Origin of the sequence: Pseudoalteromonas luteoviolacea DSM 6061 (genome assembly GCF_001625655.1) — a bacterium.
Lineage (GTDB): Bacteria > Pseudomonadota > Gammaproteobacteria > Enterobacterales > Alteromonadaceae > Pseudoalteromonas > Pseudoalteromonas luteoviolacea.
Genome location: NZ_AUYB01000002.1, coordinates 21845 through 47604, shown reverse-complemented (window position 1 = coordinate 47604; position 25760 = coordinate 21845). Strand labels below are relative to the sequence as shown.

The following is a 25760-nucleotide window of genomic DNA, read 5'->3' as shown; positions in this document are numbered from 1 at the left end:
TTTAATAATGGACGAAAGCAGTGTGCTTGCGCTCATTATTTGCTTAGTTTAGCCTGCTATTGAGACGTTAGTTACCAAGGAGAAAGTCGTGCAAGTAGATCAAATTAGAGTATTTATCCCGAGCAAGGATTACGAAACTAGTAAATCTTTCTATCAAGCTCTCGGTTTTAAAATGGACTATGTATCCGATGACCCTCGTTATTTGAAAATGGTGACTGTTTCTTCTTTTTACAAAGGTTTTATAACCACGACTTAGCAAATAATTTAGTTCTCCAATTGTCAGTTCTTGATATAAATGAAGCACATGAACGTATAAAAAATTTACAGGGCTTTGATTTTAAATATAATCCAATTCAAGAAGAACGTTGGGGTAAGGTTAATTTTTTTATGGGGGCTATCAGGTGAACTTTGGCAAATAACAGAGTTTACTAACAACTAACAAGCTACTCAAAATGACGCAAAACGCTTGGCTTGCGCTCCTTTGTCGCGAATTTTTTCCGAGCTCTTAGGTGTCTATTAGTAAAAAGTTAGACATAAAATCATGCTTGAAGAGTTTCGATACATTTTATCACCAATAAGAGTGAAACAGCACGCTGAATGGGGGCCATATATTGAACTTATTGATTACGAACACTTAGATTACATTGACGACGTATTGTGTGAATGTTTTGATTTGGACTGTGCGTTTTTTTTAAACGAGGATGTTACGGGAAAATACATCTTATATTTCGCTGAAAACGCAACATTTGATGTTGTAGAGAAAGCAGTAAATGAAATTAACGAATACCACAAGGTTAATAACAAAGAATATAAAGTGGCGCCGTATACCTAACAAATGCTTTAATCACAAAGGGCGCAAAATAGCAGGGGAACGCTCCTTCGTCACTAACTTGGCCTACTCTTTTAGACCGGTTAAGCGAGGCTTTATTTATGTTTAAAGAGGTAATAAGTGACTAGAGAGTTTACTGAAAATTTAGAAGAAATTGCTACCTTTGGCTTTGAGAAAATCGACCCAGATGAAAAAGTAGAAGTTAACCTAAAAGACTTGATGTATGTCTTTTCTACTTTACAAGAATATCAGAGGTTCTTTCATCAGCCATAGCACTACCAAAATATGAAGGATATCGAGCGCTTTCTTGGTTCAGTTAATGAGCCAGCAGGATTTAAGCTTCTCTATACTTCTATCCACGAAAAGATGGGTGATATGATCCCAAAACACATTGATGAGAAATACAGAGATGGTGATTTTGATTCCCCTAAATCACCTTTCTATTACGATGAAAATAGATAAAAACATAACAAGGAAAAATTAAAAATGGCGGACAAAAATAAGTCGGCTTTGTTTATGTCTCACAAATTATAACCAACTATTACTCACCGCATTAGGCGGGGTTATGTACCAAGGAGGACCTTATGGCAAAAATTGCTATAGGATTGTCGATAGTTTTTTCTTTACTTTGTATGCTGCTAGCCGCTGCACCATTTACTCCAGCTATAGGGGGATCTTTTCTAATGCTTTTATTCGCTGGCTTCATTGGCTATAAGGGCTATATCCAGTGTGGTTTGGTTTTGATATTAATTAATACTCTGGCTGTAATCGTAAGCCCGGGCATGTACATATCAAACCAAGAGGCACTTCTATTTGTTTTAGTTCTCTTCCCTGTTTCATTTGGTGGGGTTCTAATGGGCATAAGAAAACTGGTTGCAAGCACAGGCACATAATTATTTAATTAAACAATAGACGCAAACGTTATATATTAATGGAGTAAAGAGCATTGACAGAGTATAGAAAAGCATTCCTCAAAGAGCAGGATGAATTAAAAGCGCTACTTTGGGAATTCGGTCCAAATGAATGGAATTACTTAACACCAGAAGGAGTAAATGACGAGTTTTCTCTTGTAGAAAATGGAAATGCTCAAGTTATTGTTGCGACAATCGATGCAGAAATTATTGGGTTTGCTGTTTTAATTGATGGAGTAGCTAGCCCAGCTTACCTCGAAAAATATTGTGATTTACAAAAAATTAAATTCGTTGGGGATGTAGTTGTATCTTCGCTACACTCCGGAAAAGGTATTGCGACAAAGTTGCTAGAAAAATGCTTGTTGGAAGCAAAAAACCATAAGGCACATAGTGTATTAATAGAAAGGCATGAAGAAAACCTCGCTTCTGCAGGTATGATGCGAAAAGCAGGATTTGAGATTATAGACACATTTTTTGATCCTAAAAAGAGAGCTACAGGTTCACAAAATAGTGTAATTTTGGAATATAAAATATAATAATGCGCTCAAACGGTAAAGTTCAGTAGACTCGCGCTTTGCGCAGTCTCGCGTGACTGTACTTTTCCGTTTAGCTTAGCGTTATATTCACTGAGGTTTAGTGTAATTGGAAACATTAGTCGTCATTTTGATATTTTGCTGTATAGCTGCTATTGCAACAAAAGTGAGTAATTCTAATCGGGATAAAGAGCTTTACTATCTAAAAAACTTAAAATTTTTAGAGGAAAACTCACAAGCTGTAATAAGCGATATAAATAACTTCGGTGATTACTATGTTAGTTATGAGAAAGACGGAAAAAATCATTACCACTTTTTTGATAGTCGAAAAAAGCGAAATCTTCAGTGCCCTATAATTGCTAAAAAATACGGTGTAGACGATATCGTAATTGGTCAAAGGCCGTCTTATCTGCCTGAGCACAATAAATGGTAGTTAACATAGCAAGTTAATTAAGCGATGGACGTAAACAGCAGGTTTGCGCTCCTTCGTTGTTAACTTTAGTCTACTATTTTCCGCCTATTTAGGGGAATATTTAACTCTTGGGATAAGCGTGCACCGATGAAATTAGATAATATCACAAACAGATAAATACTATCTGCTCTAAAAGCTTCAGCTGCTCTGGGTATAAAGTTATATGTTTCCATTGGATTATTTGAAATGGCATATATCTAGGGGCATTAATCAATAGTAAAGATGCCATGGAAGCAAATAAGGCACTCCATGCGGCCAAAGTAAAAAGATCTGGTTTTCGCTTTCACCAAGAGATTGGCTTGGTGGGTAAAGAATATGAAAAAACAATTAAACGGCTATGTAAGATCTGTATGTAACAAATAGCTGCTAGGGACTGCATTGCGTTGCATCATAGCCTGAGGTTATATGTTTTTGAGAATTCTAATGAAACCTGAAAAATTAGTAGATGAAATACTTATACTCACATTGAACGATAATGTTACATTGTATTCTTAGGTATTGGAGAGTTTACCTCGAGATTAAGTAACAATCCCTTATTGCAAAGAGTTGTTGGCTTTTTACGATATAAGCAGCGACAGTAAGTGCGAGTTGAGTATTATATTAATGCGTCAAGGACTTCAAGACTCTATTGCTAGTTTACTTTCGATATTTGATAGCATTAGCTACTCTGTATGGGCTCTGAACAGCAACTTACAGGTTAAAGTAGTAAACAGCCACAAAAGGCGATTCATCTGATTTATTTATCAACAGGTGTGAGCGAATCAGCATATAACAAACTGATTAAAAGTGGACGGAGTTTCGTAGACTGATTTCGTTCCGCTGCATATTATAACCGAGAAAATTTTTCCATTAATAGGAGAGGGTGAATACATATGATGTTGCGAGTAATTTTACTATTATTTATTTTTTTATGCGGCTCCTCATTCGCGTCAAAACAAGTTGCGCCTAAGCCGAATTTTGAAAAGTTAATGCAAGGTGTCTGGGCCGAATCTTACAATGAGGACGGCAAGATATTGTCTTACATGGCTTATCTCCCTGAGGGAAGATTTCATGCTTTTGGCTATCTTGAGAATGACATTCGAAGTTATTGGTTCGCTGACGGGGTGTGGAAAATGGTAGGTGAAAAGAGTTGCATAATCTTCACATTCGATTCGTTCGGTATAACCAACAAAGATGAATTAGATTGCGTCACTGTTATATCGGTCAATGATACTACACTTGTTTATAGAGATGATAAAAATAACTCCATTAATACTTTAAAAAGAGTATCAACAGGATTTATCGAGTAAATACTCATAAAAAATTAATTAAATATGGATGCAAAACAGCAGGGTTGTACCCATTACCCTCTTGATTTGGTTTGCTATTTTTCTCGTTTTATTAGGGCGTTATACGTAAAAGAAACGATGGCCACATATATTGAACAATGCTGCGAATTGTCGTTAACCACGAGGTTTGCGATTGCTTTAAAAGTTTTGATGGTTTCTGTGCAGAAAACTCGTTAAGTAGTCCTTTAATCGATGAATTTGCTGATCACTTATGGAAATGGCCTTTCATCGATAGCCCAGACCAATTTACTCCATGGGAACCCTCTAAACCATACATAGTCAACTACGGTATTGGTGATGAAGCGAACTCCGAGTTGAAGTTCTGCGGGAGAGCTTCTGGGGGCGTGTGAAAATGAAAAATCCTTAAGTGCCCCCTCAGCAAAGTAATAGAACAACCTTCTATCCAGGATCTACCAAACCTAACCCCATTCAAATCTTCTAAATGTTCAGACAATGGAGGCTGGGGTAATAAAGAAGCTTTAGAAGATGAAATTGCCTATCATGACCCCCTAATTTTTGAGCACAAGACATATATTGCGGACCTGATTCATAATTAGTGGCTTTCGGATACAGGCGAATTAGTTTAAAATTACCAAGCCTATTAGGTAAAAGTTAAATAACGAATAACAAGGTACTCAAACGGTCGCAAAACGCTTGGCTTGCGCTCCTTCTTCGTTGATTTTAGCCAAGCATCTATGCGCCAATTAGTAAGGCGTTAAGTACTATGGAGTTGAAGTGAAAAAAATCGCATTTTTATTAATTTTCCTATCGGGTTGGGTCCGTGCAGGCGAGTGGGTAGAGTTTGCCCCCAGTGATTTATTGCAGTATGAATTAGTTCAAAGCAATGCTTTTTCGTTTGCTGAAGAAGGGCTCTATATCAGACATAAGTCTGCATTCACATTTGCTAATCAGGTTCAATGTAGTAGAAAAGAGTTCATTGTAATTACGGATGCAAAGTTAACAGATAGAGCTTTATCTAGTTTACTTTTTGCTATGAGTACTTCAAGAACCATAAAGCTCTATGTCAAAGGGTGTACAAAAGACTACCCTCTAGCTGTTGGCATAATGGTTAAGAACTGAAACAAAACAAACGCATCAAGCACGGACAATTAAAGGTTGCGGCTGTTCGTGCCTTGCAGACTTTAGCCAACATTAATACGCCGCCTATCATTGCGTAATGTTTTCAAGGTAAAAAATATAACTATGCATAAATTAAAGTTATTAGGATTTATAGCTATTGGCATTTTTCCATTTAGTGCACTGGCCAACTTACCAACGCTTTATTCAGAGTTAACGATCAAGCTAATTGAAACTTGGCCAAATGCGACAAGTCCAGAATATGGTTACACTGTTATATTGAATGAACAAATGCCTAATACAGGATGCTCAAATAACGATAGGTTCGTAGTAGAAGCTGGTGACTTTCAAGATGATACTCTGAGCATCTTATTGTCAGCGATGATGGCAAATAAAAAAATCCATGTGCGAGTAGCTCGGTGTACAGACAGACCTGTAGTTGATCGAGTTGCAATTCTAAATCACTAAAGAAATCTAATTAACACATCAACGCATGAACTGATAAAACTAGGTTTGGTTCATGCGTCACCAATTTTTGCCAAGCATTATTAGCTCTTTATGTGGGCGTTAAGTGTCTATGGAACTCGAGTCTAAAGTGACGGAAATATTAATGAAGCACGACTCAGATAAAAGTCTACCATTAGATAGGTTATCGTTGATAAAAACTAGGTCCAGTGAATTTATTAGAAAGCTTAATCAGATAATTGAGAAATTCCCTGATGTACACCAGTGGTACATAGAAAATTACCATCAAGATCTAAGCGACACCTAACAAGCAATTTAAAGTTGACAAAATTACGTAGGCTTGATTTCGCTTCAAATTATAGGCAGTATAATTTTTTCCATTAACAGGGCGTTATAACTACTCACAGGTTCGGCTGTAGTATTGATATTCCGGAGAGATAAAATTAATAAACTGATCACACAAGAACACAAGCTACTGTTGGTTTTGGGTATATCAATGTTTTTAGCAATTTTTATCATTCAATGGGCAAAGGAAGATAGTCCCGTTTACAGACCGCTAATTCAAGATATGCGTTTAGTTGACTCAGTGAAAATCGCTGATGTATTAGATCAAGAGCATATTTATTACTATGCGGATGTGAAAAATCATATGCTTTACGTTAACCAAGAACAATCAGAATTAGCTCGTGTCGCGCTAGCGAAAATCGGTATTGTCATTGAGTACCCACAAATTACTAAACACACTGATCTGAATAAAGCTTACGATGAGTTCATCAAGCAAACTAAAGCAGAAGAAGAAAACGGAAAAGTATGGGAAAGGCCTTGGTTTTTTAAACTGGTTAAATTGGTTATGGGCGCAACCATAATTATTGTTCTAATTTTTACCGTCGTTCGTCCAGCTTTAGCGTCAATAATTTATGATGAAGATGAAAAGTAGTTATAGCAAGGACTTTAACCACGAACTAAAATAGTAGGTTTGTGTTCATTCTTCGTTTGGCTTAGCCTGCTATTTCACGCCGTTTATCTAGGCATTAAGTTTTTAAATGTATATTGATGAATTCTTGAAGTTTGAAGAGCTTGGCTTAATCGATTAATCACTAATTAATGACAACTCTGATCTTGATAAAAGCTAAATTTTGAGTGCTGCATAATGCTCCCCTTACTAAAATCTGCTCAACGTAATTTGTTGATAGGCGATTGTTTAAAATTGCAGGGGTTGCAATCTACCTTAATCGGGCGGACAAATAACGAGTAAATATATGAGATGGATAATATGGGCTGGATTAATCTGCGTTATGATGATGTCACATGCCGTAAGGGCAGGCCAATGCCAAGGTATTGAGCAGTGTATTGCACAGATCCCTTACATACAGGAAAACGTAAGAGGCAGAGGCAAAGTTGACAAGTCAGTGAGAGAAAGGTTGAGGGCATATGGCAGAGAAGCGCTTTTGCCTTTGGCGCAAGTAGCGCAAGAGTCAAATCCTAATCGCCAAGCGGTAGCTGATAGTTTGATTGCTCAAATACAAGACTTGCAAGAAGAAGACTTTGAAGTAATCCAAAGTGTGATAAAACACAACCGTTCATATGAACTGGGGGGAGTATGGTCTTATCGGGCTTTAGGCTATGTGGGGGGCAAAAAAGCAGGCACGTTTTTAGTCAATGAACTCAAGCGTGTTCAAACTGCGTCAAATCAAATAGGTGCTGCGTTTATGCGTTTAGGTGTTGATGGCATTCCCTTTCTGATTGAAGGTCTCCGCTGTTTTGATTCCTGTAAAGAGGATGAGGAAACGTTTGATGGGATTGGAGAGGTTTTCTATATGCTCGGAAACGAACTCAACATAGTCGATGCAAAATATGCCAAACAGCTGATAAAACTCATAAAAAATGACAAAGTGACCGATGCTGCAAAGCACGTCGCTATGTCAGCAATAGGCGACATTACCCAAGACCCAAAAATTGCTCAATGGGTTTATGACTATGCCATTGCGCATCCCAAATTTGTTGACTCTGCAACCGAGTCATTGCAAACCATGAAAAGCCCATTGGTAGAGTATTTTTATTTAGCGCAGTTGAGTAAAGAAATAGAGGCTGGGTTTCCCTCTTCTGTTTATCAATTGCCGTTTTCTGATTTAGCTAGACTGGGGAAAGTATCTGAAAAAACGGGTAGTAAAGTCGTGGCTTTCTTACAAGCGCCAAGCTGGGAAGTCAGAGTCGAAGCTGCGCTAAGTTTGGGTTATATAGGGTATCATCAAGGCATTTCAGAACTGATTACGTTAGTTGATAACCCTTATGATTGGCGCCAATCCTACGCAGGTATCAAAGCACTACATTTATTATCTGCGAAATCTGCATTAACAGCGATTGAGCGCGTCGCGCAAACACATTGGTATGCACCACTGAGGCAATATGCCCATGAAGTCGTGACTGCTTTGAACTTGGATACTCCCTTAAGTGCCTCCTATCAAAAGCAGGATATATCTGAAGACTTTTTAAGGTTGATGGCATTGGCACAAGTTCCCCCTATATGCCATACACATTTTTTCGAAAAAGAGCTTGAATCGATTGAAGTCAAAAAGTATGCAACCAAAACACAGCCGTTAGCGGAGTATAGTTATCCAGAGCCTGTATGTGCTTATGAACCTGAATTTTGTGAAGTACCTCGCAACATCGTCCCGACCGTTGCAGCCAAGTTTCAAGGGCAGTGGCTCGCAGGTGATAGCCGTGGAGAGTTTGGTGGCGAGCTAATGTCTTTTGCGACAGATAGTAAGGCCCACATTATACTAAAAGAGAATATTGAAGATGTGTATGTCATTGGTGACTACGCTTATGCCATTACCGGGCTTGCACACGGGGTTTCCAATCTCGGCATGATTTTCAAGATCCAAATGACAAAACAAGGTTTTGTCATTGTGCCATTTTATCGGTTACCCGGGGCACCGAATGCATCTTGGAAGCTAAATGACGGCGCCATTTTTATTAAAGTGGGCGCAGGTGCTGTGATTTTTCACCCTGAAACAGGGCTAAAAGTGGCGGATTGTGACGAACAGAGCGTTCAACTATAGCAGGCCCAAAAAGAAGATAAAAAGAACAGGTAAGGGCATGATGAAATCATCACTTCAATTTTATTGCAATGACAGCCAAAAACGTTCTGACTGTGGTGACGTGTTGGACATTGAGTTTTCTAATCAAGGGCTCGATTGGCCGGGTATTGTATTAGAAAAGGGCCGCTCGCCTTACTTTTATCCGCAAAATGTGTATACCCCATACTTTTATTTTGCATTGGCATTGGAAAAAGACCTCAATTGGCAAGTTCACACCAGTGAAGGGATCACAGCGCTTAAAACAGTACCAGGCAACACCTGGATTAACCCTCCAAAAACGCCGTTTACACATGATATTTCTGAGCCTTGTTTCTTTGTAATTTTAGCGATTGAAGAGGACGTCTTTTTAGACAACTGCCCACTCGATATACAGGGTAAGTCGCTCCAGTTCTTGAACAACTATAATGTGCAAGATGACGCCATAAAAAGCGTTATGGAGCTGTTTATTTTAGAGGCAAAAAACAAAGGCAGAAATGGCAAGCCATTTATAAATAACTTAGTGTCACTGCTAAGCAATCACTACATCAATAACTACTCCAACTACCAAGGTTTAATCGACCAAAAAAAGCAAGCCTCCAAACTGGATACGTATCAGATTGAAAAAGTCGATAAGTTCATCTCCGATAATATCAGTAACACCATCACGGTGGATGACTTAGCCGAGCTGGTGGGGTGTAGTAAGTTTTACTTTTTACGAGAGTTTAAAAAGCGGATGGATATTACGCCATATCAATACTTGCTAAATCATCGTCTGCTTCGAGCCAAAGCGCTACTAGCACAACCGTCGGCACATATCGCTGATATTGCTGAGCAGCTCGGGTTCAATGACCAATCTCATTTTACCCGAATATTTAAAGCCAATGTGGGTTGTACACCGGGCCAATTTGTTAAAAATCACTTACCCGACTAACCCTAGCGATAAAGCAATAAAGTACAAAAAATCGAGCAGGATTGTTCAATCTTCTCATTTTGTTACTTGTTAATCTAACCCCAGTGCAAAGGCAGACTAAATCGTTTGCCTGACGGGTTAAGAGTAGGAGTGACAGTATGAAATCCCCCATAGGCAAACGTAAATCACTGACTATCTGTATTTTGTCGGTGTTAGCAGGGCTACCTTCAATTGGCGTGGCGGCAGAGAATTTGGCCAATCCCAATAAGTCTATAAGCTTAACTACGACGCAGCAGCAAGCTGAAATAAAGCAAGTGATCGTTGAAATGGTCAATGCCATAGACACAAAGCAATGGCAAAAGGCGCAATCTTCATTCGCTAATACCGTATTTGTTGATTATTCAAGCATGTCTGGTCAGGCTGGCAGCAAGGTGGCTGCCACTGAACTTATTGATGGATGGCGTAACCTGCTTTCCAAGGTTGAGACGCATCATATGCTGAGCAACTTTCAGGTGTCTGTTACAGGTAGTACAGCCCAAGTTTTCTCTCATGTTTATGCCAGTCACAACGCACAAGGCATTGAGTATTGGGATATTTATGGACGTTATGTTCACGCCTTAGAAAACGTTAATGGCCGCTGGCAAATCATCGAAATGACGTTTCAAACACACGGTCAAAAGGGCAATTTAAACTTTTTACAAGAGGCAAGCCAAATGAGCCAAGCTAAGCAATTAAGCAGCGTAATATCCCCAGTTATGAACACGGTTGAGTTTTTAAGTGATGGTGACAAGATAGTGGGAAACCTTTATTTACCAACAGACTATGATGCAAGTAGACAGTATCCCGCGGTGATTGTGTCAGGCAGCTGGACCACGGTAAAAGAGCAAATGGCGGGTCTTTATGCAAATAAACTGGCCGAGCAAGGCTTTATTGCGCTTGCTTTTGACTTTAGGAGTTTTGGCCAAAGTGAAGGCGAGCCGCGCTTTTACGAAAACCCAACGCAAAAAGTGGCGGATATAAAAAGCGCGATCACGTATTTACAATCATTGCCTATGGTTAACAATGACAAAATTGGTGCGCTCGGTATCTGTGCAGGCGCTATGTATACGCTCATCGCGGCGTCTCAAGATAACAGGATTCAGTCCGTTGTCACTGCGGCATCTTGGTTGCACGATGCTGAGGCCGATAAACTATTTTACGGCGGTGAAGCGGGGGTGTTTGAAAAAATTACACAAGCCCAGCAGGCGAAAAGGCAATACCAGTTAACCGGAGATGTCGCGTATATTCCTAGTATTTCGACAACAGATATAAATGCTGCGATGTATGGACCGTATGATTATTATCTTAACCCTGAACGCGGTGCTGTCCCTCAGTAGAGTGATGATAAATTTGCGGTCATGTCATGGGAAGATTGGTTAACTATTGATCCTATGCCATCGGCTAAAGAACTGAAAACTCCGACGCTGATGATCCACTCTGATGGCGCCGTATTACCAGATTACACAAAACGATATTTTGCAGATATCGCCAGTGAGGAAAAAAAGCTACATTGGATGGAAACTGACTTGGCGTCGCCTTATCATCAATTTAATTTTTATGACCAAGATGCAGAGGTCAACGAGTCAATTGTGCAAGCGAGTACGTGGTTTAATACCCATCTTTAAATGGAAAATGCCACCATCAAGGGATGGTGGCTGATTAGTGGTGATTAAAAGTACTTGACCCAAGTAGACTGACTTGAATGTTTAAACTGAGAAAACTTTTTACATGGCCAATAGAGTAGCGCTGCAAGCACAATGGCTGCAAGCCAAACTAACCAAACATTAGGGAACCCCAAGTAAGGGTAGTCGTTAGGGCCAATGACAGTGGTTGTGCCAATGACTTTTGACAGTATAAAGTAGGTAATGAGCAGCACGTATAAATGCAAAATGTAGAAGAACATCGGTACTGAACCAAAGGTTTTTAGCATCGCGCACAGCTTACTTTTTGCAGTTTCTAAATAGGCTAATACAAATGCGCCTATGCCAAGAGTAAAGAGCAAAAACATCAGCGATGGTGGGTATTTGGTAAAGTTCAAAAATGACATCACACTGCGAATAGACTCATCATACATTTGCCAAGGCTGTGACTCGCCATAAATGTTAAACGCTCTAAGTAGTACCAAAGCAATAAGGCACGCTGTACCACCCATTATTAAGGTTTTACGTCGTGTTAATTCATCTACTGTTTGGCTGAATAGCGGTCCTGCTGCATAGCCCACGGCAATCACACCTATCCAAGGCAGCACAGGGTATGATGCCCTGATCTTTAATGCCCCTTCGCTGACTAAAAATGCTCTGTCATGCAGGATAGTCCACAGTGTGTAACCCGTTTCATGAGGCGCAAACTCAATAAAACCAAGCGCGTTGTGGCCAAGTACAATGGCTAATCCGATGACTGCTATCCAAAGACGGGGCAAGTATAGGAGCGCGGCTAATGCAATCATGCTCACACCAATGGCCCAAATTACCTGTAAGTAGAGGGTGGTATAGGCTGCAAACCACGAAAAATTAACGAGCGTGATTTCAATTAAAATCAAAAATAAGCCGCGTTTAAGTAAAAAGCTCTGTGCACTGCGTGGTGCTTTATTGGCCGGATGGGCATATAACCACGCAGACAAGCCGGTTAAAAAGACAAAAATGGGTGCACAAAAATGCGCGAGTAACCGTGTGAAAAATAGATCGGGATCGGTACTATCAATATTCATCGGATCAGCGACGTTTTTGTGTAAATAGAACTTTTCGCGCGCATGGTCGACGAGCATGATTAAAATGACCAACCCCCGAAGCATATCGATGGAGTCGATGCGTTTTTTTATAGTTGTCTCATTCATAGTTTAAAGGGCCTGCAAGCAGGCCGTTCCTATTGATTAGAATTGATATTTTAGCGTTGCACTATACTTCGATGGCTGACCCGGCATCGTCCACATATGAGAATAGGAGTTTGCGTAGTAGCGCTCGTCAAACGCGTTATCTAGCTTCAATTGCAGGCCAAGGTCCTGCGTCAGCTCAACGTTGAAAAACAGATTTACCAGTGTGTAAGCTGGTAGGGTATAGTCTGGGTTGATGGTTTCACCTAACCGCGTGCCGACATATTGAACGTGAGCACCAAAGTCGACAGGGTAACCAGCCAGCGCACGGTTGTGGCGCAATATGACATTCGCACTGTGTTCAGGAATATTAATCAATTGACTGCCCGCGGGTAACTGCACACCCCAATCAAGGTTTACCATATCGTTGGCTGTTTCGGCTTTGGTATATGCGTAGCTGACAGACAACTCGGTCTGATTACTTATATCCCAAGCTAAGTCGAGTTCGACTCCCTTACTTTGTGCTTTACCAAGCGCCGCAGAGAAGCCTTCGTTGACAGGGTCGACCGTTAGAATGTTTGACTTTTCAGCTTGGAAAAGTGCAGCATTTAAACGCACGATATCGTTGGCTGTTATGAACTTTATACCGGTTTCTAGCGATTTACTCTTTTCCGGTTCGAACGTATTACCTTCAAAATCAGCCCCCGCGTTAGGTCTAAACCCTTCTGAATAGCTTGAGTACCAATTCAGCTGCTTATTGACGCGGTACACAACGCCAGCACGAGGATTAAACTCTGTTTGTGACTGTTCGCTGGCCGTTTGTTTAAGTTGATTTGTGACCGTTTGTTCAAATTTATCAAAGCGCGCGCCAACAAGTATTTGTAATGCGTCCGTGACATCAATTTGATCTTGCAGATATATCCCCCACGCTTGTTGCGCTTCGAGGTTGTGAATGGTTGGACTCATTGCAGGCTTTGCTTGTCCATAAACAGGGTTGAAAATATTGATACTGTAGGTTGGATCACCCTTACCCCAAGCTACACGGTAACGCTGTTGTTCAAAATCCAGTTCATAGTCATAAATATCGGCACCAATAAGCAGGTTATGGTTGAGTTCAAACAGTTGGAAATCGCCACTTATTTCAAGTCGTGCCGATAAATCTGTCGCATCATAATCACGATAACGACGTTGTCGATTCAGCGTTTTTCCATCTATGTACAAAAGCTGGCGTCCGGGCGAAAGCTCAGTGTCTGATGAGAGTCCGGTTAGTGAAGATGTACGATAGCCCAAACCCGCATTGAACATCCAAGTGTTATTCAATTGATGTGAGACTTCAAACTGATGACCTGTCGCTTCGACTTTAATTGGACCATCACTGGGCTCGCCTAAAAAACGCTCAATGGGTAATTCAAGCCCCGGTAAAACCGGAATACCACGGTCAAATGGGATCTCCTGATCGACATGTTCAAGCTCATAGTTAACCTGTGTCGAGTCAGAGACTTTAAAAGTGAATGAGGGCGTTAGTGCGAGTTTTTCAGAGCTGATGGTGTCTCTGTAACTATTGGCTTTTTCATAGGCGCCATTAATACGAAATGCCACAGAGTCAGTGAGTCCATTGGTGTAATCTGCTTCGACTCGACGCTGGGCAAATTCACCCGCAGTTAGTGCGATATAACCACTTTGTTCAAATTGAGGCTTTTTAGTGATGATATTAACGGTGCCTCCAGGTTCACTGCGACCATAAAGTGCAGACCCCGGGCCCTTCAAAACTTCAATAGATTGAATATTAGAGGTATCGCGCAAGCCGCTATAGCCTCTACCGGCACTGAACCCGTTAATTAAATAGGCTGAAGGTAGGTTTTCATCACCAGCAAACCCCCGAATTGCAAAGCTTTCCCAAAGGCCGCCAAAATTATTTTGTCGTGAAATTGCGCTAACCAAGCCCACCGCGTTTTGAAAGTCTTTCACGCCAATATCGTTGAGTAAATCGCTAGAAACGACAGAGACAGATTGCGGCAAATCGTTTATAGAGACATTTCCGCGATAAGGAAGTCGTTTTTCAACGACCTGAATAGTTTCAATTTCTTTATCTTGCTCGTTGGCAAATACAAAATTAGGGACAAGGAGAGAAGAGATAATAAGAGCTAGATACTGCTTAGACACTAGAATACCATTTGTTATGTTATAAAGTATCAATATGGTATTGATAAAGCAGATACTGCGCAATCATTTAAGTTAAGTAACAGTCAGCGTCGACGAATTAATTATTAATTTTATAAATTGCTGACTGATAGTCTGTTTTTACAACTTAGTGTGATAGGCCTCCGATGTTTTTTATTGGGGCCTATCCTCTGTTGGAGCTGTGAATTGAATTAGAGTTTAGCTTGCCTTTGGCCTGTCGATTTTGCTGCGAGATAGTTTCGATGCGGTTGTCAATTTCTGACAAAAGCGGCGAAATTTTCTGAAATAAGGCCTGACCATCCACGGTAAGAGAAAACTGTCGTGTGCTGCGATGGAACAAACGAGTACCTGTTTGCATTTCAAGTGCAGATATCATTTTAATTAGACTGTATTAATGCAATGCGCATGGTATGAAGCGGACGTGTTTTGTTGCGGTCACATACCAGTTTTACATCAAAATTAATTGAAAATTTCACAATGATATAAGTTGCAAACGTGAGTATCTCAATTGCGACGAAATATTCCAGCCTAACTCTATGATCTAATTGATAATTCAATGAAATTAATGGTCTTTTAATGCTAACTTTTAATCTAGAAATCTGAGATACGCATTGAGTCAGCGTTAATGAATTAACCAATAAAGGTAAAAATGAAAGCAAAATGTAAAAAATGAGTGTTAATTTACAAGTTTTGCGCAACATTCATAAATTTAATAACTCAAAAACATGAGGAAAACCATGAAATTTAATTACGCTGCAATACTTGGCGTCATCTCTGCGATCACATTGTCACCAGCCGCTGATGCATATCTATATAAAGATCCAGGTTATGTTGAGCGCAATGTGCGTTCAATTCAAAAAAATGACGTTATTGGGCAGTCTCATCAGTACCGTGATCAACAGGGGTGGATGTATGTTGATCAAGTCGCAAACGGTGCAACTCAGGGCTTTTATCAAGCTGGAAATTGGCTGAAACTACACAATCGCAATTTCAAAATGTCGATTGGTGAATTGGAATTTGCTTTTAACCCCAGCAAGTTAGATTGTACTCAGGGCATGAGCTTTAACTTTACCGTTGGTGACGACACGGTAGCGAGCTTCAAACCGAATTGTGATGATCTTTTGAATGCATCTATCACTTACCCTGTGGAATATTACTTTGATTTAATCCCTGAAGTAATTAAGCCAAAAGTTGAGCTACCACTCGATCCGCTTGGTTTGCTAAAAGTGGGTGTAAAGTTTGGTGCGGGTATTGAAGCTGGCGCTGAGTTTACCGTAGGCGGTGTTGTTGGTGGACATGGCAATGAAGAGCCATTTGAAGTTGACGGTGTAAGACGCCCAGACTATTTATACGCAGCTGTTGAGCCGTATGTGAGTGGCTTAGTATCAAGCTCAGCGTATGGTAGCTTTGGCCACGGTATTTCTGAAGCAGGCGTAAAAGGAAAGCTAAACCTATTGAAAGTAAAAGGTAAAGGCTACGTTGAAGCTGGTATTCGTCGTGTAGTTCAAGATGAGCAAGTTATTGAACAAGGCTTCTTAGAGCTCAAAGTGAGCACTAAGCTAACAGGTGGAGATGGAAAAATCCAAGCCTATTGTAAAAAGCTTTGGGGCTTGTTGCAGTTTAACGTTGACGTCATGAAGTGGGACCCACTTTATACGCGTGAAACGGTGTTATATGAATACGCAAGCCCAGTTTGGGAAGCGCTTTAATACTTGACTGTGGTGGCCTCGGCCACCACTTTGAGATAAGAACATGAAAAAAATAACGATTATTGCGATATTTGTCATTGCTGTTAGCGCATTTTTGGTATTAAAGGACTCAGATAGCAAACCCTCAGTGCAAGTGACATATACAGCCTCTGAATCAATGCAACCGATGCATAAGGATAACCAGGAATATGGGTATCAGGTTGAGATCCATTCAGCGGTTTTAAGTGAGAAAGGTACTCCAATTACATACTCAGATCTCAGCTGGCAGATGTATTTCAAGCCAAAGACTGAGGGGGCATCAGATTTGGTGGCGATGCTCACGAATATACAGTTCACGTCAGACAACAAAGCTCAAGAAATGCCTACCCAGTTGCCATTTTATATGACCTACAAGGATGGTCAGTTTACCAAGTTGAACTTACTCGGGTTAGGTGAACAACACACGTTATCTGTGCTACCTAAGGTACTGGATTTGATGAGTTACTCGCTTAGCGCTGCTTTGACATTTGAAGACGCGCAAGGGATGAAAACTTATCGCTATACCCAAAAAGATAACGCGGTAAGTCGCACGAGAATAAACACAGCATCCAACCCTGAACGCGAAGAAGAACAGTGGCAGCTAACGCTTAGTGACAACGGCTCCATTTTGGTCGGTATTCGCGAGCTTAACTATCATAATCAACAGGTTTGGCAGCAAGGTGAGCAACATTATGATGTCGTACAGTCGGTATTTGTGAGACCCATCGACTTTACAAGCTTTGACTATGTTGGCTGGAACAGTAACCAAAATGGGACAGTGTCCACAGCTCAATTAAAGGCCAAACAAGTCTATGACATCACAGACGAAAATTTGCTTTCTCATTTAACTGAGCTCAAATCGTCTTTGGATGCGGATCTTGCTGCACAGTTGGGTAAATACCTGCTGGCCAATCAGGACCCAAATGAGATTAAGTCGTTATTGATGAATCATGTAAGACTCAACTCGGCATTGATTTATGCGTTACAAAAAGCGCAAACCCCGCAAGCAGAGCAAATGCTGTCTGATCTGATCAGCGATGAAGAACTGGGTCAGCAAGTACGACAAAAAATAGTGATGGCCCTCGGGCGGTTTGAAAATGCCACAAATATTGCGTTTTCGAGCTTACAAACGGTGGCTGATAACGCTGAGAATAGTGCGCTGTCGAACATGGCAATGCTGAGCATCGGCACTATGAACCGCTTTTCACCCATGCAGTCTCAGCAGGTTGCTGGGTTTTTAAATACTAAACTCTCGGATCCAACTCAATTGCCTACGGCAATACTGGCTATAGCCAATAGTAAAAACCCTGAATTGGTCGAAAAGCTGCCTAATTACTTACATCATAGTGACACTCAGGTTCGCGATAACACGATCAAATCTTTGGCGCATAAAACAGAGTATCAAGATCAAGTAATCGCAAGTTTAGTGCAATCGCCTCATGTCACAACAATAGACTCTTTCACTCGGGTATATCAGCAAGCGAATTACAAACTGTCTGAAAATAATGTCGATAGGCTGCAAGCGCTTTACCGCGAACAAAATAATCCGCTTATTAAAAAGCGCTTAGCGGTAATTTTAGATATCTAGTGTCCGTGTAGATTTGGCGTTATCCGAGAATAGAAATGCGTGATAACGCCAAAATTTGGTCGTTAAAGTAACAGATTAATCATTATTGATAATACTTTTTAGCGCCGCGACATGATTATTAAATGCTAATTGACCAAGGTCTGTTAATGACACCCAAGTACGTGGGCGACCGTTGTAGCTGCGCTTTTTCGCTTCAATGTAATTGGCGTCTTCCAACGCTTTGAGTTGTTTCGAAAGTACAGAGTCACTCACATCTAGTTGTGCTTTTAGAAGCCTAAAGTCTAATTCAGCACTGGTCGCTAACATTGCGCAAATGCGTAACCTATTTGGGGCATGAATAATGGGATCTAACTCTGGCATCTCTATTTTTCCTCTACCACGGTTTCTCCTGTAGGGAGCATGATAAGCAGCCAAAACATGACAATTGAAGCCGTTGCGGCGCAAATGTGTGGCGCCCAATCAAGGCTTATGTCGGTGCGTAAAAAACGGCTGAAAAACCCAAGGGCTGCAAACCCAATTGCTGCATACGCATTTATTTTCTCAGCTTTAATAGAGCGAGGGATGATACGGATTTTGATCCCTTGTATTTTATATAAGTAATAATAAAGCGCAGTAGATAAGGTAAAGATGATTGCGCCAACTATCATTGCCAGCGCCCAATTGTTTTCGTGCTCGGTCATACCATAACCAAAGAATATCGCCCCATAACTTAAGCTCATGATCAGTCTCAACCAAACTGGTGGTGAATATTCAATGAGCAGGTTTTGTTGAATATTGTGCACCGCGTTGAGCGCATCTTCAGCTTCTGTCTGAGATGGTAAATCGTTTTTCACTGGGTATTTCCTTTTACTTTCCATGATGGAAATTTAGTCTAGTTTATAACTTTCCACTTTGGCAAGTTATAATTTTCCGTTATGGAAAGTAAATGAAAGTAGGGGTATGAAGTTCTATAAATTGAGTTTTTACTCTAAAATTAAGGTTCATTGCTTGCTAACTGGTTTTACCACTTGTAAGCTAAAAGTTATGCACTCATAATTTTTTGCCGTTATGTCAGAAATAACCAATCGAGAAATCACAATTATTTGCGAGGATAATTACCCATTAGCAGCAACCGTTTACCAACCAAACGATGGTGTAAAAGGGGCTGTTTTAATTGGTCCTGCAACAGGGATTAAGCGTCAGTTTTATACTGCTTTTGCGCAATTTTTAGCGAGTCACGATTATGGTGTTTTAACCTATGACAACCGAGGGATCGGCGACTCCCTACAGGGAGATATTGGCAAGCACCCAGCTAGCTTACAATGCTGGGGTCAGCTAGACCAACCAGCAGCGATTCGGGCTTTAACTCAAGAATTCCCACAATCAAACTATCATCTTATAGGACACAGTGCAGGCGGTCAGTTAATCGGTCTGGCGTCCAATGCAAAAGAACTGACATCCATGTTTAATTTTGCCAGTTCCTCTGGTCGGTTGTTGAATATGAAAATTCGAGACCAGTTTAAGTCTCACTTTTTTATGAACATGTTTATTCCATTTTCCAATTTATTGTTTGGGCATACTAAGTCACAGTGGTTTGGCATGGGGGAGCCACTTCCTGCAGCTGTAGGTCACCAATGGCGTACATGGTGCAATGGGGGTGGCTATGTTAAAACCGCATTTGGCAAGACCATTGATAAGCACTATTTTGAAGAGTTGACCTTGCCTGCTCTGTGGGTGAATGCCGTGGATGATTTTATTGCAAATGACAAAAACGTCAAAGATATGATGGCTGTTAGCCCAAACATCAAAGGTCAAACAATGACCTTAGATCCTAAAGAATATGGTTTGAAAGAAATTGGCCACATGAAGTTTTTTAGTCGCAGAGCCAGTAAGTTATGGCAAATTCCCCTGACTTGGTTGGATACGCACTCTGGTTGAGTTTAGACGCTGGCACTCATAGCCTAAAAGTCAGGCAATGCCGCTGTTTGGTACTAGTCCCAACTTGAAAAGCGAGCTAATAAAAAGTCGATAGCAAGTCTTGCCCTCAGGGGCATAAATTGTTTGTTTTGGTAAACAATCCAGCTAGTAGCGCCACTTATACAATATGGTTCAAGAATTGGTACTAGGGATTTTTGTGCAAGAGATTCGGTAAATGTGCTTTGTGGCATATAGGCAATACCGAGTCCCTGTTTGCAGGCCTCAAGGACAACGTTAGCATTATTGCTGCGCCAATTGCCTGTTACTTTGATACTTTGTTTAGTATCGTCAATATTAAATGTCCAATGGTCATTGTTGGCGATAATGCAGCGGTGGCTTTTTAACTGATTGGGGTGGTTGGGCGTACCATGCGCATCAAGATAGCTTGGACTTGCGACCACCATCATTGATCTGCTTATCAATTTGCGGGCGATTAAGTTAGAGTCATTTAACTCTCCATAACGAATGGCAAAATCAATACCGTCTTCAACAAAGTTTACCATACGGCTGTTAAAGTCTATTTCGATATTTAGCTCTGGATGTTGTGCAGCAAATTCCATTAGCGCTGGTGCAATGTATCGTTCGGCGAATGCGCCAGCAGCACTGACTTTGAGCGTGCCACTGAGGTCAAATTGTTGTTGGTTCAATCGTTCATTGGCTTGTTGTAATCCAGTCACCAATTGTTTGCATTGTTGATAATAAAACGCGCCATTTTCAGTTAAATTGATCTGTCTCGTAGTACGAGCAAACAAGACACTGCCTGTGCGTTTTTCAAGCCGCGCTACTTGCCGGCTTATATGGCTTGTAGAGCAGCCAAGCTTTTTTGCCGCTGCTGAAAAACCGCCACTTTCTGCCACTGCAACAAACTCAAAAATACCTTCAAAACTGTCCATAAAGACCCTATAACTTATCAATATGCTGAAAAGAGCATGCCAATATTAGTAATCTATTATTGCTAAATAGCAAAAGAGTTTCACCAATTTATATAATTATCATTTATGTGGGAATAATATAAAGTGTAATTCTACGATTTGAAAAGACCACATTGACACAAGGTATGCACCATGAAAAAAGTACTTATTCCAGTTACAAACCACGCAACTCTTGGTAGTACAGATCAAGCTAATGGTACCTACGCACCAGAGCTGACACACGTTATACATGTACTAAACAACAACCGCATTGCGTTTGATATTGCGTCTATCGAAGGCGGAAAAGCGCCACTTTACGGAACTGATATCGCAGAAGATGAAGTGAATAACCAAGTGCTAGGCGATGAGTCGTTTCAAACACAAATAAATAATACAGTGCCTATGACGCAAGTAAATATGAGCGACTACGATGCGATTTTTTATCCAGGTGGTTTTGGTTTGCTGTCGGATCTGGCTGACAATGACATGGTTGGAAAGCTGGCAGCTCAGCACTATGAGTCTGGTGGAATCATCGCTGCGGTATGTCATGGACCAGCAGCATTGCTGCCAATTACGCTAAGTTCAGGCGAACCTTTGCTTGCGAGCAAATCAGTGACAGCATTTACGCGAGAAGAAGAAGTAGACTTTGGCACCATTAACGACATTCCATTCTTATTAGAAGAAGCCTTGGCAAGAAAAGCGGCTAAATATAGCAAAGTTCAGCCATGGAACGAGCTGGTGATTGTGGATGAGCGGGTTATTACGGGTCAAAACCCTGCGAGTGCGCATGCAGTGGGTGAAGCGCTAGTAAAGCAACTAGCTAAGCAATAAAGGTTTTGAGCAAAAAAGGAATAAAGGTTTGATAATGAATCAAAGTACCCATGTTAATCGCCAGATCACGTTGGCTGCACGCCCAAATGGTGCACCAACGCCGAATGATTTTAAGCTGGTAGAGTCGCCTGTTCCAACTCCTTCGAGTGGTGAAATACTGCTCAGAACGCTCTACTTATCTTTGGACCCATATATGCGTGGCCGTATGAGTGATGCTAAGTCATATGCCGACCCCGTTGGAATTGGCGAGGTGATGGTAGGGGGCAGCATTTGCCGTGTTGAAGTATCAAATCATGCTGATTATGTCCAAGGTGACTTGGTTGTCGCATTTGGAGGTTGGCAAGACTATAGCGTGTCCGATGGTGTTGGCGTTATTAAGCTTGATAAAGCGATGCCAAATCCGTCGTATGGTTTAGGTGTGTTGGGTATGCCAGGCCTTACGGCTTACATGGGTTTGCTTGACATTGGTGCCCCTCAGGTTGGTGAGACAGTAGTAGTTGCAGCTGCGACTGGCGCTGTAGGCAGTTTAGTTGGCCAGATAGCTAAGCTTAAAGGCTGCACTGTAGTGGGTATCGCAGGTGGTCAAGAAAAGTGCGACTACGCAGTTAATGAGCTAGGTTTTGATGCTTGCATTGATCATCGTTCTACGGGTTTAGAAGAACAGTTGGCACAAGCTTGCCCCGCTGGCATTGATATTTACTATGAAAACGTTGGAGGCAAAGTCTTTGATGCGGTATTACCGTTGTTGAATACTAAAGCACGGGTTCCCCTGTGCGGCTTGATATCTCAATATAATGCAACAGCGCTTCCAGCCGGTCCTGATCGCATTGGTTTGTTAATGGGCAATATATTAGTTAAAAGAATCAAGATGCAAGGTTTTATTGTGTTTGATGATTACGGGCACCGTTACAGTGAGTTTCAAGAAGCCATGGTCCCTTGGTTAATGTCCGGCCAGATCAAATATAAAGAAGACAAAGTATTAGGCCTCGAAAACGCGGTATCGTCGTTTATAGGGCTATTGCAAGGCGATAACTTTGGCAAGCTAGTTGTTCAAGTTGGTCCAGAGCAAATAGACTTTGGGGCAAAATCATGATCAAAGTCCATCATTTAAACCAGTCTCGCTCCACGCGGATACTCTGGCTGCTTGAAGAGTTGCAAATGCAATATGAAGTTGAGCATCATCAACGTGATGAACAGACCCGTCTAGCAACAGCTAGTCTTGGTCAGGTACACCCGCTCAATAAGGCACCTGTTATAGAGCACAATGGCCTTAAAATATGTGAATCTGGTGCGATTGTGGAGTACATATTAGATCAAGCCAAGCAAAGTCATCTACGCCCTGAAAAAGGAACTCAAGCGTACTACCAATATCTTGAGTGGTGTCATTTTGCTGAAGGGTCTTTGGCGCTGCCAGTGATCACCAGTTTGTTGATGCAAATGGAGCGACGCGATGGTTCACAAGCAATGGATGGGTATATCGCAAAAGAGCTAAATCTGGACTTGTCGTTTATTGATGCAACCTTGTCAAAGCAACGCTATTTTGCTGGCGAGCATTTCAGTGCCGCTGACATCATGATGACTGTTTCATTGGACATCGCGTTAAGTGTCAACCTTATTGAAAATCGACCACATATTTCACGCTATTTAGCTGATATACATGGGCGTAGCGCATACCAAAAAGCGCGAGCTTATGGTTAACTAACATTCAACAAAGCCCGGTTTTTACCGGGCTTTATTCTTTGCCTCGATAGGCTCTACAGAGCTGATTTATTTTGCAAAAGTTGGATGATATCGTAGTATTGATAGCGCTTGGCCAGCTCCAGCGGCGTATCATTTTCGTAGGTGGTCAAATGGGTTGTTGCGCCACCTTTTAGAAATGCTTTGGCGGCAGCTGTGTTACCGTGCCAAATGGCATCATGAAGTGGGGTATAGCCATTATTTGGCCCCTGTGCATTAAGTACCTCTTTGGCTTTTGGTGCATTGAGCAGTAACTCAACAATTTCGGGGTGCCCCATATATCCAGCTTTATGAAAAGCGATGGCGTTCATCGGATAGCCCGGGATCGTTTGATCTGCGCCATTATCTAAAAGCAGTTTAACGATTTTTGGATAACCTTCTCTGGCTGCAACAAGCAAAGGTGTGTGCCAATCGTTGCGACTAGAGTAAACAGGTCTGCGCTGATTGACATCTTGGCCATAATCTATAAGTAACGAGATGCGTTTTACTTTTTGCGCTTCACTGAGAAGCGAGTCTTCCACCACGTTCAAAATTTTTTGCTTGGCAAGCGCGTGTTTTAACTCAGCATGCTTTTGATTAAACAGTTCGCTCAAAGCGCTATACAGCTTGGCTTCATGGGGCTCGATATGTTTGTCCCATCCACCAATCATGTCTGCCGCAGTTGTGCCCGTGCGTGTTTTGAGATTGATATTTAACTCTGGGTATTGAAACAACAGCTCGATATTCGCTTCTTTAGAATACCAAGCTGCTACCATCAAGGGGGTGAATCCAGAACGAGGGGCCTGCAGATTGATAAATGCGCCTTTATCTAACAAATACTTCAAGATGTCGTCATGATCTGTTTGGGCGGCGATATGCAGAGGGGAATTGCCCATGGCACTGTCTAATTGGTTTACATCTGCGCCACTTTCGACAAGCTTTTTCACTTTTTGTAAGTCGCCTGCAATGACAGCTTGATGCAACGATGGCAATGGATCGGCTTGAACGTGACCAATCATTAAACTGGCAATTAGAGTTGAAATACGCACAACATGTTTGAGTATTGAGCCCCCTCGCAAATATCATAAAAAGAAGCCGCAGTATAAGTGAGCAAGCTGTTTTGCATTAGGTGGGTAAAAGCTATTTAATTATTAGGCTGTAACTAATAATGGTGAGTGCAACTAGGGGCGTATCCCAAACTACTGCCACCAAGATAGCTTTTTGCTGGATGGCTTAGGCCATCCCATCGAAAGTTTTACTAATAAACAGATCCTTTTGTTTTATGTTCACCAGCGGTTTCCAAGTAGATACCATAAATGGAAGTTGAACAATGCCAGTTTCTTGTCCCGTCGGGACTAACGCCATAAATGGGTGACGCTTGTAGGATTTAAGGTTATTGCCCAGTAGTTGCTTCGCGATTGAATTGGCAAGGTGCTTTCCTTGCTCTACGGCCAAATAACCCAATTTGGCTTCACCTACATCAGCGATGTCACCAATAGCAAACATATTTCTTTGCCCAACAACTTTGAGATTTTCATCCACAATTACATGCCCTTGCTTGTTCAGTATATGTGCAAAGTGTTGCTTTAAAAACTCATTGTTTGGGACTACACCTGTGGCACTAAAAGCGATATCTGGACTTATCTTCTTGCGTGTTTTTTCGTCTTTAAAGCCACTTTCATTCGCTTGATAATGCGCATCGAACTCTACCCTCACACCCAAACGGGTTAATTGCTCGAGTGCTTTTTTGCTGGCTTTGCTTTTGAAGCCATTCAATAAATGAGTGCCATTGTGTGCCAGCGTGATTTTAAGATGAGGCATGGCATAGGCAAGTTCACCTGCCAACTCAACACCCACAACTCCACCACCAATGATAAGTACCGCCGAGGCATCTTTGAGCTGCTTATGATAGTGCGTCAACTCTTCATTTCTATTGTTCAATGTAATCGCATTGACTGATTTGGCCAATGGTAAGCTTGGATAACGGGAGCCTGAAGCGATAATCACTTTTTCAAAATAAATAGTTTGACCATTTTCTAACGATGCGCAGTTGGCTTGAAGAGCCATAACCGTACCTTGAACGAATTGGCCGTCGATAAACTCGCTATATAGCTTGCGTGATTGTCCTCTGTTTTTACTCGGAGCAGCTACATCGCGAAGTACAGCGTAAGTTACTTCAAAATAGTTTTTTTTATCCACCAATATGGTTTTTATACCTTTTTTTTCGAGTGCTTGCGCTGTGGAAGCACCGGCGAATCCGCCACCAATGATTAAAACTTGTGTTCTCATATGCTTATCTGTGATGTTGTTTCAAGAGATGTTGCAAGACTACTTTGTTGCGAATGTTTTTTTAATGAGAGAAAATAAAACCCATATGTGCATATATGCAACAAGGTG

29 protein-coding genes and 1 pseudogene are annotated in these 25760 nt (G+C 41.3%); 22 read left to right on the top strand and 8 right to left on the bottom strand.

The features are described from left to right. Positions 1–88: 88 nt before the first annotated feature. From N475_RS25990 to N475_RS25875, 16 genes and pseudogenes are all read left to right on the top strand, one after another. Positions 89–439, top strand: a pseudogene (locus N475_RS25990) (VOC family protein). Between the two features lie 102 nt (positions 440–541). After that, entirely contained in the window at positions 542–832 is a 291-nt protein-coding gene (locus N475_RS00320) for a hypothetical protein (protein ID WP_063358108.1), read from the top strand. Positions 833–949: 117 nt separating this feature from the next. Further along, positions 950–1102 (top strand): hypothetical protein, encoded by a 153-nt coding sequence (locus N475_RS25890; protein ID WP_196765658.1) that lies wholly within the window; start codon positions 950–952, stop codon positions 1100–1102. 12 nt (positions 1103–1114) lie between these two features. Beyond that, the gene (locus N475_RS25885; protein ID WP_196765659.1) at positions 1115–1291 is read left to right on the top strand and encodes a hypothetical protein; all 177 of its coding nucleotides are present in this window, start codon (positions 1115–1117) and stop codon (positions 1289–1291) included. Positions 1292–1413: 122 nt separating this feature from the next. Next, positions 1414–1722 carry a DUF6419 family natural product biosynthesis protein gene (locus tag N475_RS00310; protein ID WP_063364496.1) on the top strand — a complete coding sequence of 103 codons (309 nt, stop codon included), beginning with the start codon at positions 1414–1416 and terminating at the stop codon, positions 1720–1722. 53 nt (positions 1723–1775) lie between these two features. Continuing rightward, positions 1776–2276, top strand: coding sequence for a GNAT family N-acetyltransferase (locus N475_RS00305; protein ID WP_063359718.1), 501 nt, complete (start codon positions 1776–1778; stop codon positions 2274–2276). A gap of 106 nt (positions 2277–2382) precedes the next feature. Further along, the gene (locus tag N475_RS00300; RefSeq protein ID WP_063359719.1) at positions 2383–2706 is read left to right on the top strand and encodes a hypothetical protein; all 324 of its coding nucleotides are present in this window, start codon (positions 2383–2385) and stop codon (positions 2704–2706) included. A 911-nt stretch (positions 2707–3617) separates the two neighbouring features. Then, entirely contained in the window at positions 3618–4034 is a 417-nt protein-coding gene (locus tag N475_RS00295; RefSeq protein WP_063364495.1) for a hypothetical protein, read from the top strand. Between the two features lie 774 nt (positions 4035–4808). Beyond that, the gene (locus tag N475_RS00285) at positions 4809–5153 is read left to right on the top strand and encodes a hypothetical protein (protein ID WP_063359722.1); all 345 of its coding nucleotides are present in this window, start codon (positions 4809–4811) and stop codon (positions 5151–5153) included. Between the two features lie 123 nt (positions 5154–5276). Beyond that, positions 5277–5618, top strand: coding sequence for a hypothetical protein (locus N475_RS00280; protein ID WP_063359723.1), 342 nt, complete (start codon positions 5277–5279; stop codon positions 5616–5618). Between the two features lie 109 nt (positions 5619–5727). After that, on the top strand, positions 5728–5922 hold the full coding sequence (locus N475_RS00275; protein ID WP_063364494.1) for a hypothetical protein: 195 nt from the start codon (positions 5728–5730) through the stop codon (positions 5920–5922). A gap of 189 nt (positions 5923–6111) precedes the next feature. Next, complete coding sequence (locus N475_RS00270; protein WP_063364493.1) at positions 6112–6552, top strand: hypothetical protein; 441 nt, start codon at positions 6112–6114, stop codon at positions 6550–6552. Positions 6553–6874: 322 nt separating this feature from the next. Further along, positions 6875–8677: a HEAT repeat domain-containing protein gene (locus N475_RS00265; protein WP_155732511.1), complete on the top strand. Its 1803-nt coding sequence runs from the start codon at positions 6875–6877 to the stop codon at positions 8675–8677. A gap of 37 nt (positions 8678–8714) precedes the next feature. Then, on the top strand, positions 8715–9626 hold the full coding sequence (locus N475_RS00260; protein ID WP_227008488.1) for a helix-turn-helix domain-containing protein: 912 nt from the start codon (positions 8715–8717) through the stop codon (positions 9624–9626). A gap of 137 nt (positions 9627–9763) precedes the next feature. Continuing rightward, positions 9764–10981: a nuclear transport factor 2 family protein gene (locus N475_RS25880; protein ID WP_211270583.1), complete on the top strand. Its 1218-nt coding sequence runs from the start codon at positions 9764–9766 to the stop codon at positions 10979–10981. A 21-nt stretch (positions 10982–11002) separates the two neighbouring features. Continuing rightward, the gene (locus N475_RS25875; protein WP_196765643.1) at positions 11003–11269 is read left to right on the top strand and encodes an alpha/beta hydrolase family protein; all 267 of its coding nucleotides are present in this window, start codon (positions 11003–11005) and stop codon (positions 11267–11269) included. Between the two features lie 44 nt (positions 11270–11313). On the opposite strand, the gene N475_RS00250 is transcribed toward N475_RS25875, so the two are convergent. From N475_RS00250 to N475_RS00240, 3 genes are all read right to left on the bottom strand, one after another. Next, entirely contained in the window at positions 11314–12477 is a 1164-nt protein-coding gene (locus N475_RS00250; RefSeq protein WP_063364491.1) for an acetyltransferase domain-containing protein, read from the bottom strand. Between the two features lie 36 nt (positions 12478–12513). Continuing rightward, positions 12514–14616: a TonB-dependent siderophore receptor gene (locus N475_RS00245; protein WP_063364490.1), complete on the bottom strand. Its 2103-nt coding sequence runs from the start codon at positions 14614–14616 to the stop codon at positions 12514–12516. A 181-nt stretch (positions 14617–14797) separates the two neighbouring features. Beyond that, complete coding sequence (locus tag N475_RS00240) at positions 14798–15010, bottom strand: LysR family transcriptional regulator (RefSeq protein ID WP_063359032.1); 213 nt, start codon at positions 15008–15010, stop codon at positions 14798–14800. 361 nt (positions 15011–15371) lie between these two features. On the opposite strand from N475_RS00240, the gene N475_RS00230 reads away from it, so the two are divergent. Next, positions 15372–16343: a hypothetical protein gene (locus tag N475_RS00230; RefSeq protein ID WP_063364488.1), complete on the top strand. Its 972-nt coding sequence runs from the start codon at positions 15372–15374 to the stop codon at positions 16341–16343. Between the two features lie 43 nt (positions 16344–16386). After that, on the top strand, positions 16387–17949 hold the full coding sequence (locus tag N475_RS00225; protein WP_063364487.1) for a HEAT repeat domain-containing protein: 1563 nt from the start codon (positions 16387–16389) through the stop codon (positions 17947–17949). 75 nt (positions 17950–18024) lie between these two features. On the opposite strand, the gene N475_RS00220 is transcribed toward N475_RS00225, so the two are convergent. Both N475_RS00220 and N475_RS00215 read right to left on the bottom strand, forming a co-directional pair. After that, positions 18025–18309 carry a transcriptional regulator gene (locus N475_RS00220; protein ID WP_063359028.1) on the bottom strand — a complete coding sequence of 95 codons (285 nt, stop codon included), beginning with the start codon at positions 18307–18309 and terminating at the stop codon, positions 18025–18027. Between the two features lie 2 nt (positions 18310–18311). Then, entirely contained in the window at positions 18312–18782 is a 471-nt protein-coding gene (locus N475_RS00215; protein ID WP_063364486.1) for a hypothetical protein, read from the bottom strand. A 214-nt stretch (positions 18783–18996) separates the two neighbouring features. On the opposite strand from N475_RS00215, the gene N475_RS00210 reads away from it, so the two are divergent. After that, positions 18997–19866 (top strand): alpha/beta hydrolase family protein, encoded by an 870-nt coding sequence (locus N475_RS00210; RefSeq protein WP_063364485.1) that lies wholly within the window; start codon positions 18997–18999, stop codon positions 19864–19866. A 53-nt stretch (positions 19867–19919) separates the two neighbouring features. Here the strand turns inward: N475_RS00210 and N475_RS00205 are convergent, their stop codons facing one another. Further along, positions 19920–20798 (bottom strand): LysR family transcriptional regulator, encoded by an 879-nt coding sequence (locus N475_RS00205; RefSeq protein WP_063359025.1) that lies wholly within the window; start codon positions 20796–20798, stop codon positions 19920–19922. Between the two features lie 171 nt (positions 20799–20969). Between N475_RS00205 and N475_RS00200 the strand changes: the two genes are divergently transcribed. Genes N475_RS00200 through N475_RS00190 form a run of 3 tightly spaced genes read left to right on the top strand, consistent with a single transcriptional unit; the run spans position 20970 to position 23345 of the window. After that, positions 20970–21647, top strand: coding sequence for a type 1 glutamine amidotransferase domain-containing protein (locus N475_RS00200; RefSeq protein ID WP_063359024.1), 678 nt, complete (start codon positions 20970–20972; stop codon positions 21645–21647). A 34-nt stretch (positions 21648–21681) separates the two neighbouring features. Beyond that, positions 21682–22740, top strand: coding sequence for an NADP-dependent oxidoreductase (locus N475_RS00195; RefSeq protein WP_063364484.1), 1059 nt, complete (start codon positions 21682–21684; stop codon positions 22738–22740). Beyond that, positions 22737–23345, top strand: a complete 609-nt coding sequence (locus tag N475_RS00190) for a glutathione S-transferase family protein (RefSeq protein ID WP_063359022.1) — start codon at positions 22737–22739, stop codon at positions 23343–23345. The genes N475_RS00195 and N475_RS00190 overlap by 4 nt, the downstream gene beginning before the upstream one ends. A gap of 56 nt (positions 23346–23401) precedes the next feature. On the opposite strand, the gene N475_RS00185 is transcribed toward N475_RS00190, so the two are convergent. Together N475_RS00185 and N475_RS00180 are read right to left on the bottom strand one after the other, a co-directional pair. Further along, positions 23402–24412 carry an ankyrin repeat domain-containing protein gene (locus N475_RS00185; RefSeq protein WP_081232352.1) on the bottom strand — a complete coding sequence of 337 codons (1011 nt, stop codon included), beginning with the start codon at positions 24410–24412 and terminating at the stop codon, positions 23402–23404. Positions 24413–24596: 184 nt separating this feature from the next. Continuing rightward, positions 24597–25652 carry an NAD(P)/FAD-dependent oxidoreductase gene (locus tag N475_RS00180; RefSeq protein WP_063364483.1) on the bottom strand — a complete coding sequence of 352 codons (1056 nt, stop codon included), beginning with the start codon at positions 25650–25652 and terminating at the stop codon, positions 24597–24599. Between the last annotated feature and the right edge of the window lie 108 nt (positions 25653–25760).

Bases quoted from the DNA above. Each gene is read 5' to 3' on its own strand.
- N475_RS00320 (WP_063358108.1), top strand. From the start codon at position 542: ATGCTTGAAGAGTTTCGATACATTTTATCACCAATAAGAGTGAAACAG.
- N475_RS25885 (WP_196765659.1), top strand. From the start codon at position 1,115: ATGAAGGATATCGAGCGCTTTCTTGGTTCAGTTAATGAGCCAGCAGGA.
- N475_RS00310 (WP_063364496.1), top strand. From the start codon at position 1,414: ATGGCAAAAATTGCTATAGGATTGTCGATAGTTTTTTCTTTACTTTGT.
- N475_RS00295 (WP_063364495.1), top strand. From the start codon at position 3,618: ATGATGTTGCGAGTAATTTTACTATTATTTATTTTTTTATGCGGCTCC.
- N475_RS00280 (WP_063359723.1), top strand. From the start codon at position 5,277: ATGCATAAATTAAAGTTATTAGGATTTATAGCTATTGGCATTTTTCCA.
- N475_RS00275 (WP_063364494.1), top strand. From the start codon at position 5,728: ATGGAACTCGAGTCTAAAGTGACGGAAATATTAATGAAGCACGACTCA.
- N475_RS00270 (WP_063364493.1), top strand. From the start codon at position 6,112: ATGTTTTTAGCAATTTTTATCATTCAATGGGCAAAGGAAGATAGTCCC.
- N475_RS00265 (WP_155732511.1), top strand. From the start codon at position 6,875: ATGAGATGGATAATATGGGCTGGATTAATCTGCGTTATGATGATGTCA.
- N475_RS00260 (WP_227008488.1), top strand. From the start codon at position 8,715: ATGATGAAATCATCACTTCAATTTTATTGCAATGACAGCCAAAAACGT.
- N475_RS25880 (WP_211270583.1), top strand. From the start codon at position 9,764: ATGAAATCCCCCATAGGCAAACGTAAATCACTGACTATCTGTATTTTG.
- N475_RS25875 (WP_196765643.1), top strand. From the start codon at position 11,003: ATGTCATGGGAAGATTGGTTAACTATTGATCCTATGCCATCGGCTAAA.
- N475_RS00250 (WP_063364491.1), bottom strand. From the start codon at position 12,477: ATGAATGAGACAACTATAAAAAAACGCATCGACTCCATCGATATGCTT.
- N475_RS00240 (WP_063359032.1), bottom strand. From the start codon at position 15,010: ATGATATCTGCACTTGAAATGCAAACAGGTACTCGTTTGTTCCATCGC.
- N475_RS00230 (WP_063364488.1), top strand. From the start codon at position 15,372: ATGAAATTTAATTACGCTGCAATACTTGGCGTCATCTCTGCGATCACA.
- N475_RS00225 (WP_063364487.1), top strand. From the start codon at position 16,387: ATGAAAAAAATAACGATTATTGCGATATTTGTCATTGCTGTTAGCGCA.
- N475_RS00220 (WP_063359028.1), bottom strand. From the start codon at position 18,309: ATGCCAGAGTTAGATCCCATTATTCATGCCCCAAATAGGTTACGCATT.
- N475_RS00210 (WP_063364485.1), top strand. From the start codon at position 18,997: ATGTCAGAAATAACCAATCGAGAAATCACAATTATTTGCGAGGATAAT.
- N475_RS00205 (WP_063359025.1), bottom strand. From the start codon at position 20,798: ATGGACAGTTTTGAAGGTATTTTTGAGTTTGTTGCAGTGGCAGAAAGT.
- N475_RS00200 (WP_063359024.1), top strand. From the start codon at position 20,970: ATGAAAAAAGTACTTATTCCAGTTACAAACCACGCAACTCTTGGTAGT.
- N475_RS00195 (WP_063364484.1), top strand. From the start codon at position 21,682: ATGAATCAAAGTACCCATGTTAATCGCCAGATCACGTTGGCTGCACGC.
- N475_RS00190 (WP_063359022.1), top strand. From the start codon at position 22,737: ATGATCAAAGTCCATCATTTAAACCAGTCTCGCTCCACGCGGATACTC.
- N475_RS00180 (WP_063364483.1), bottom strand. From the start codon at position 25,652: ATGAGAACACAAGTTTTAATCATTGGTGGCGGATTCGCCGGTGCTTCC.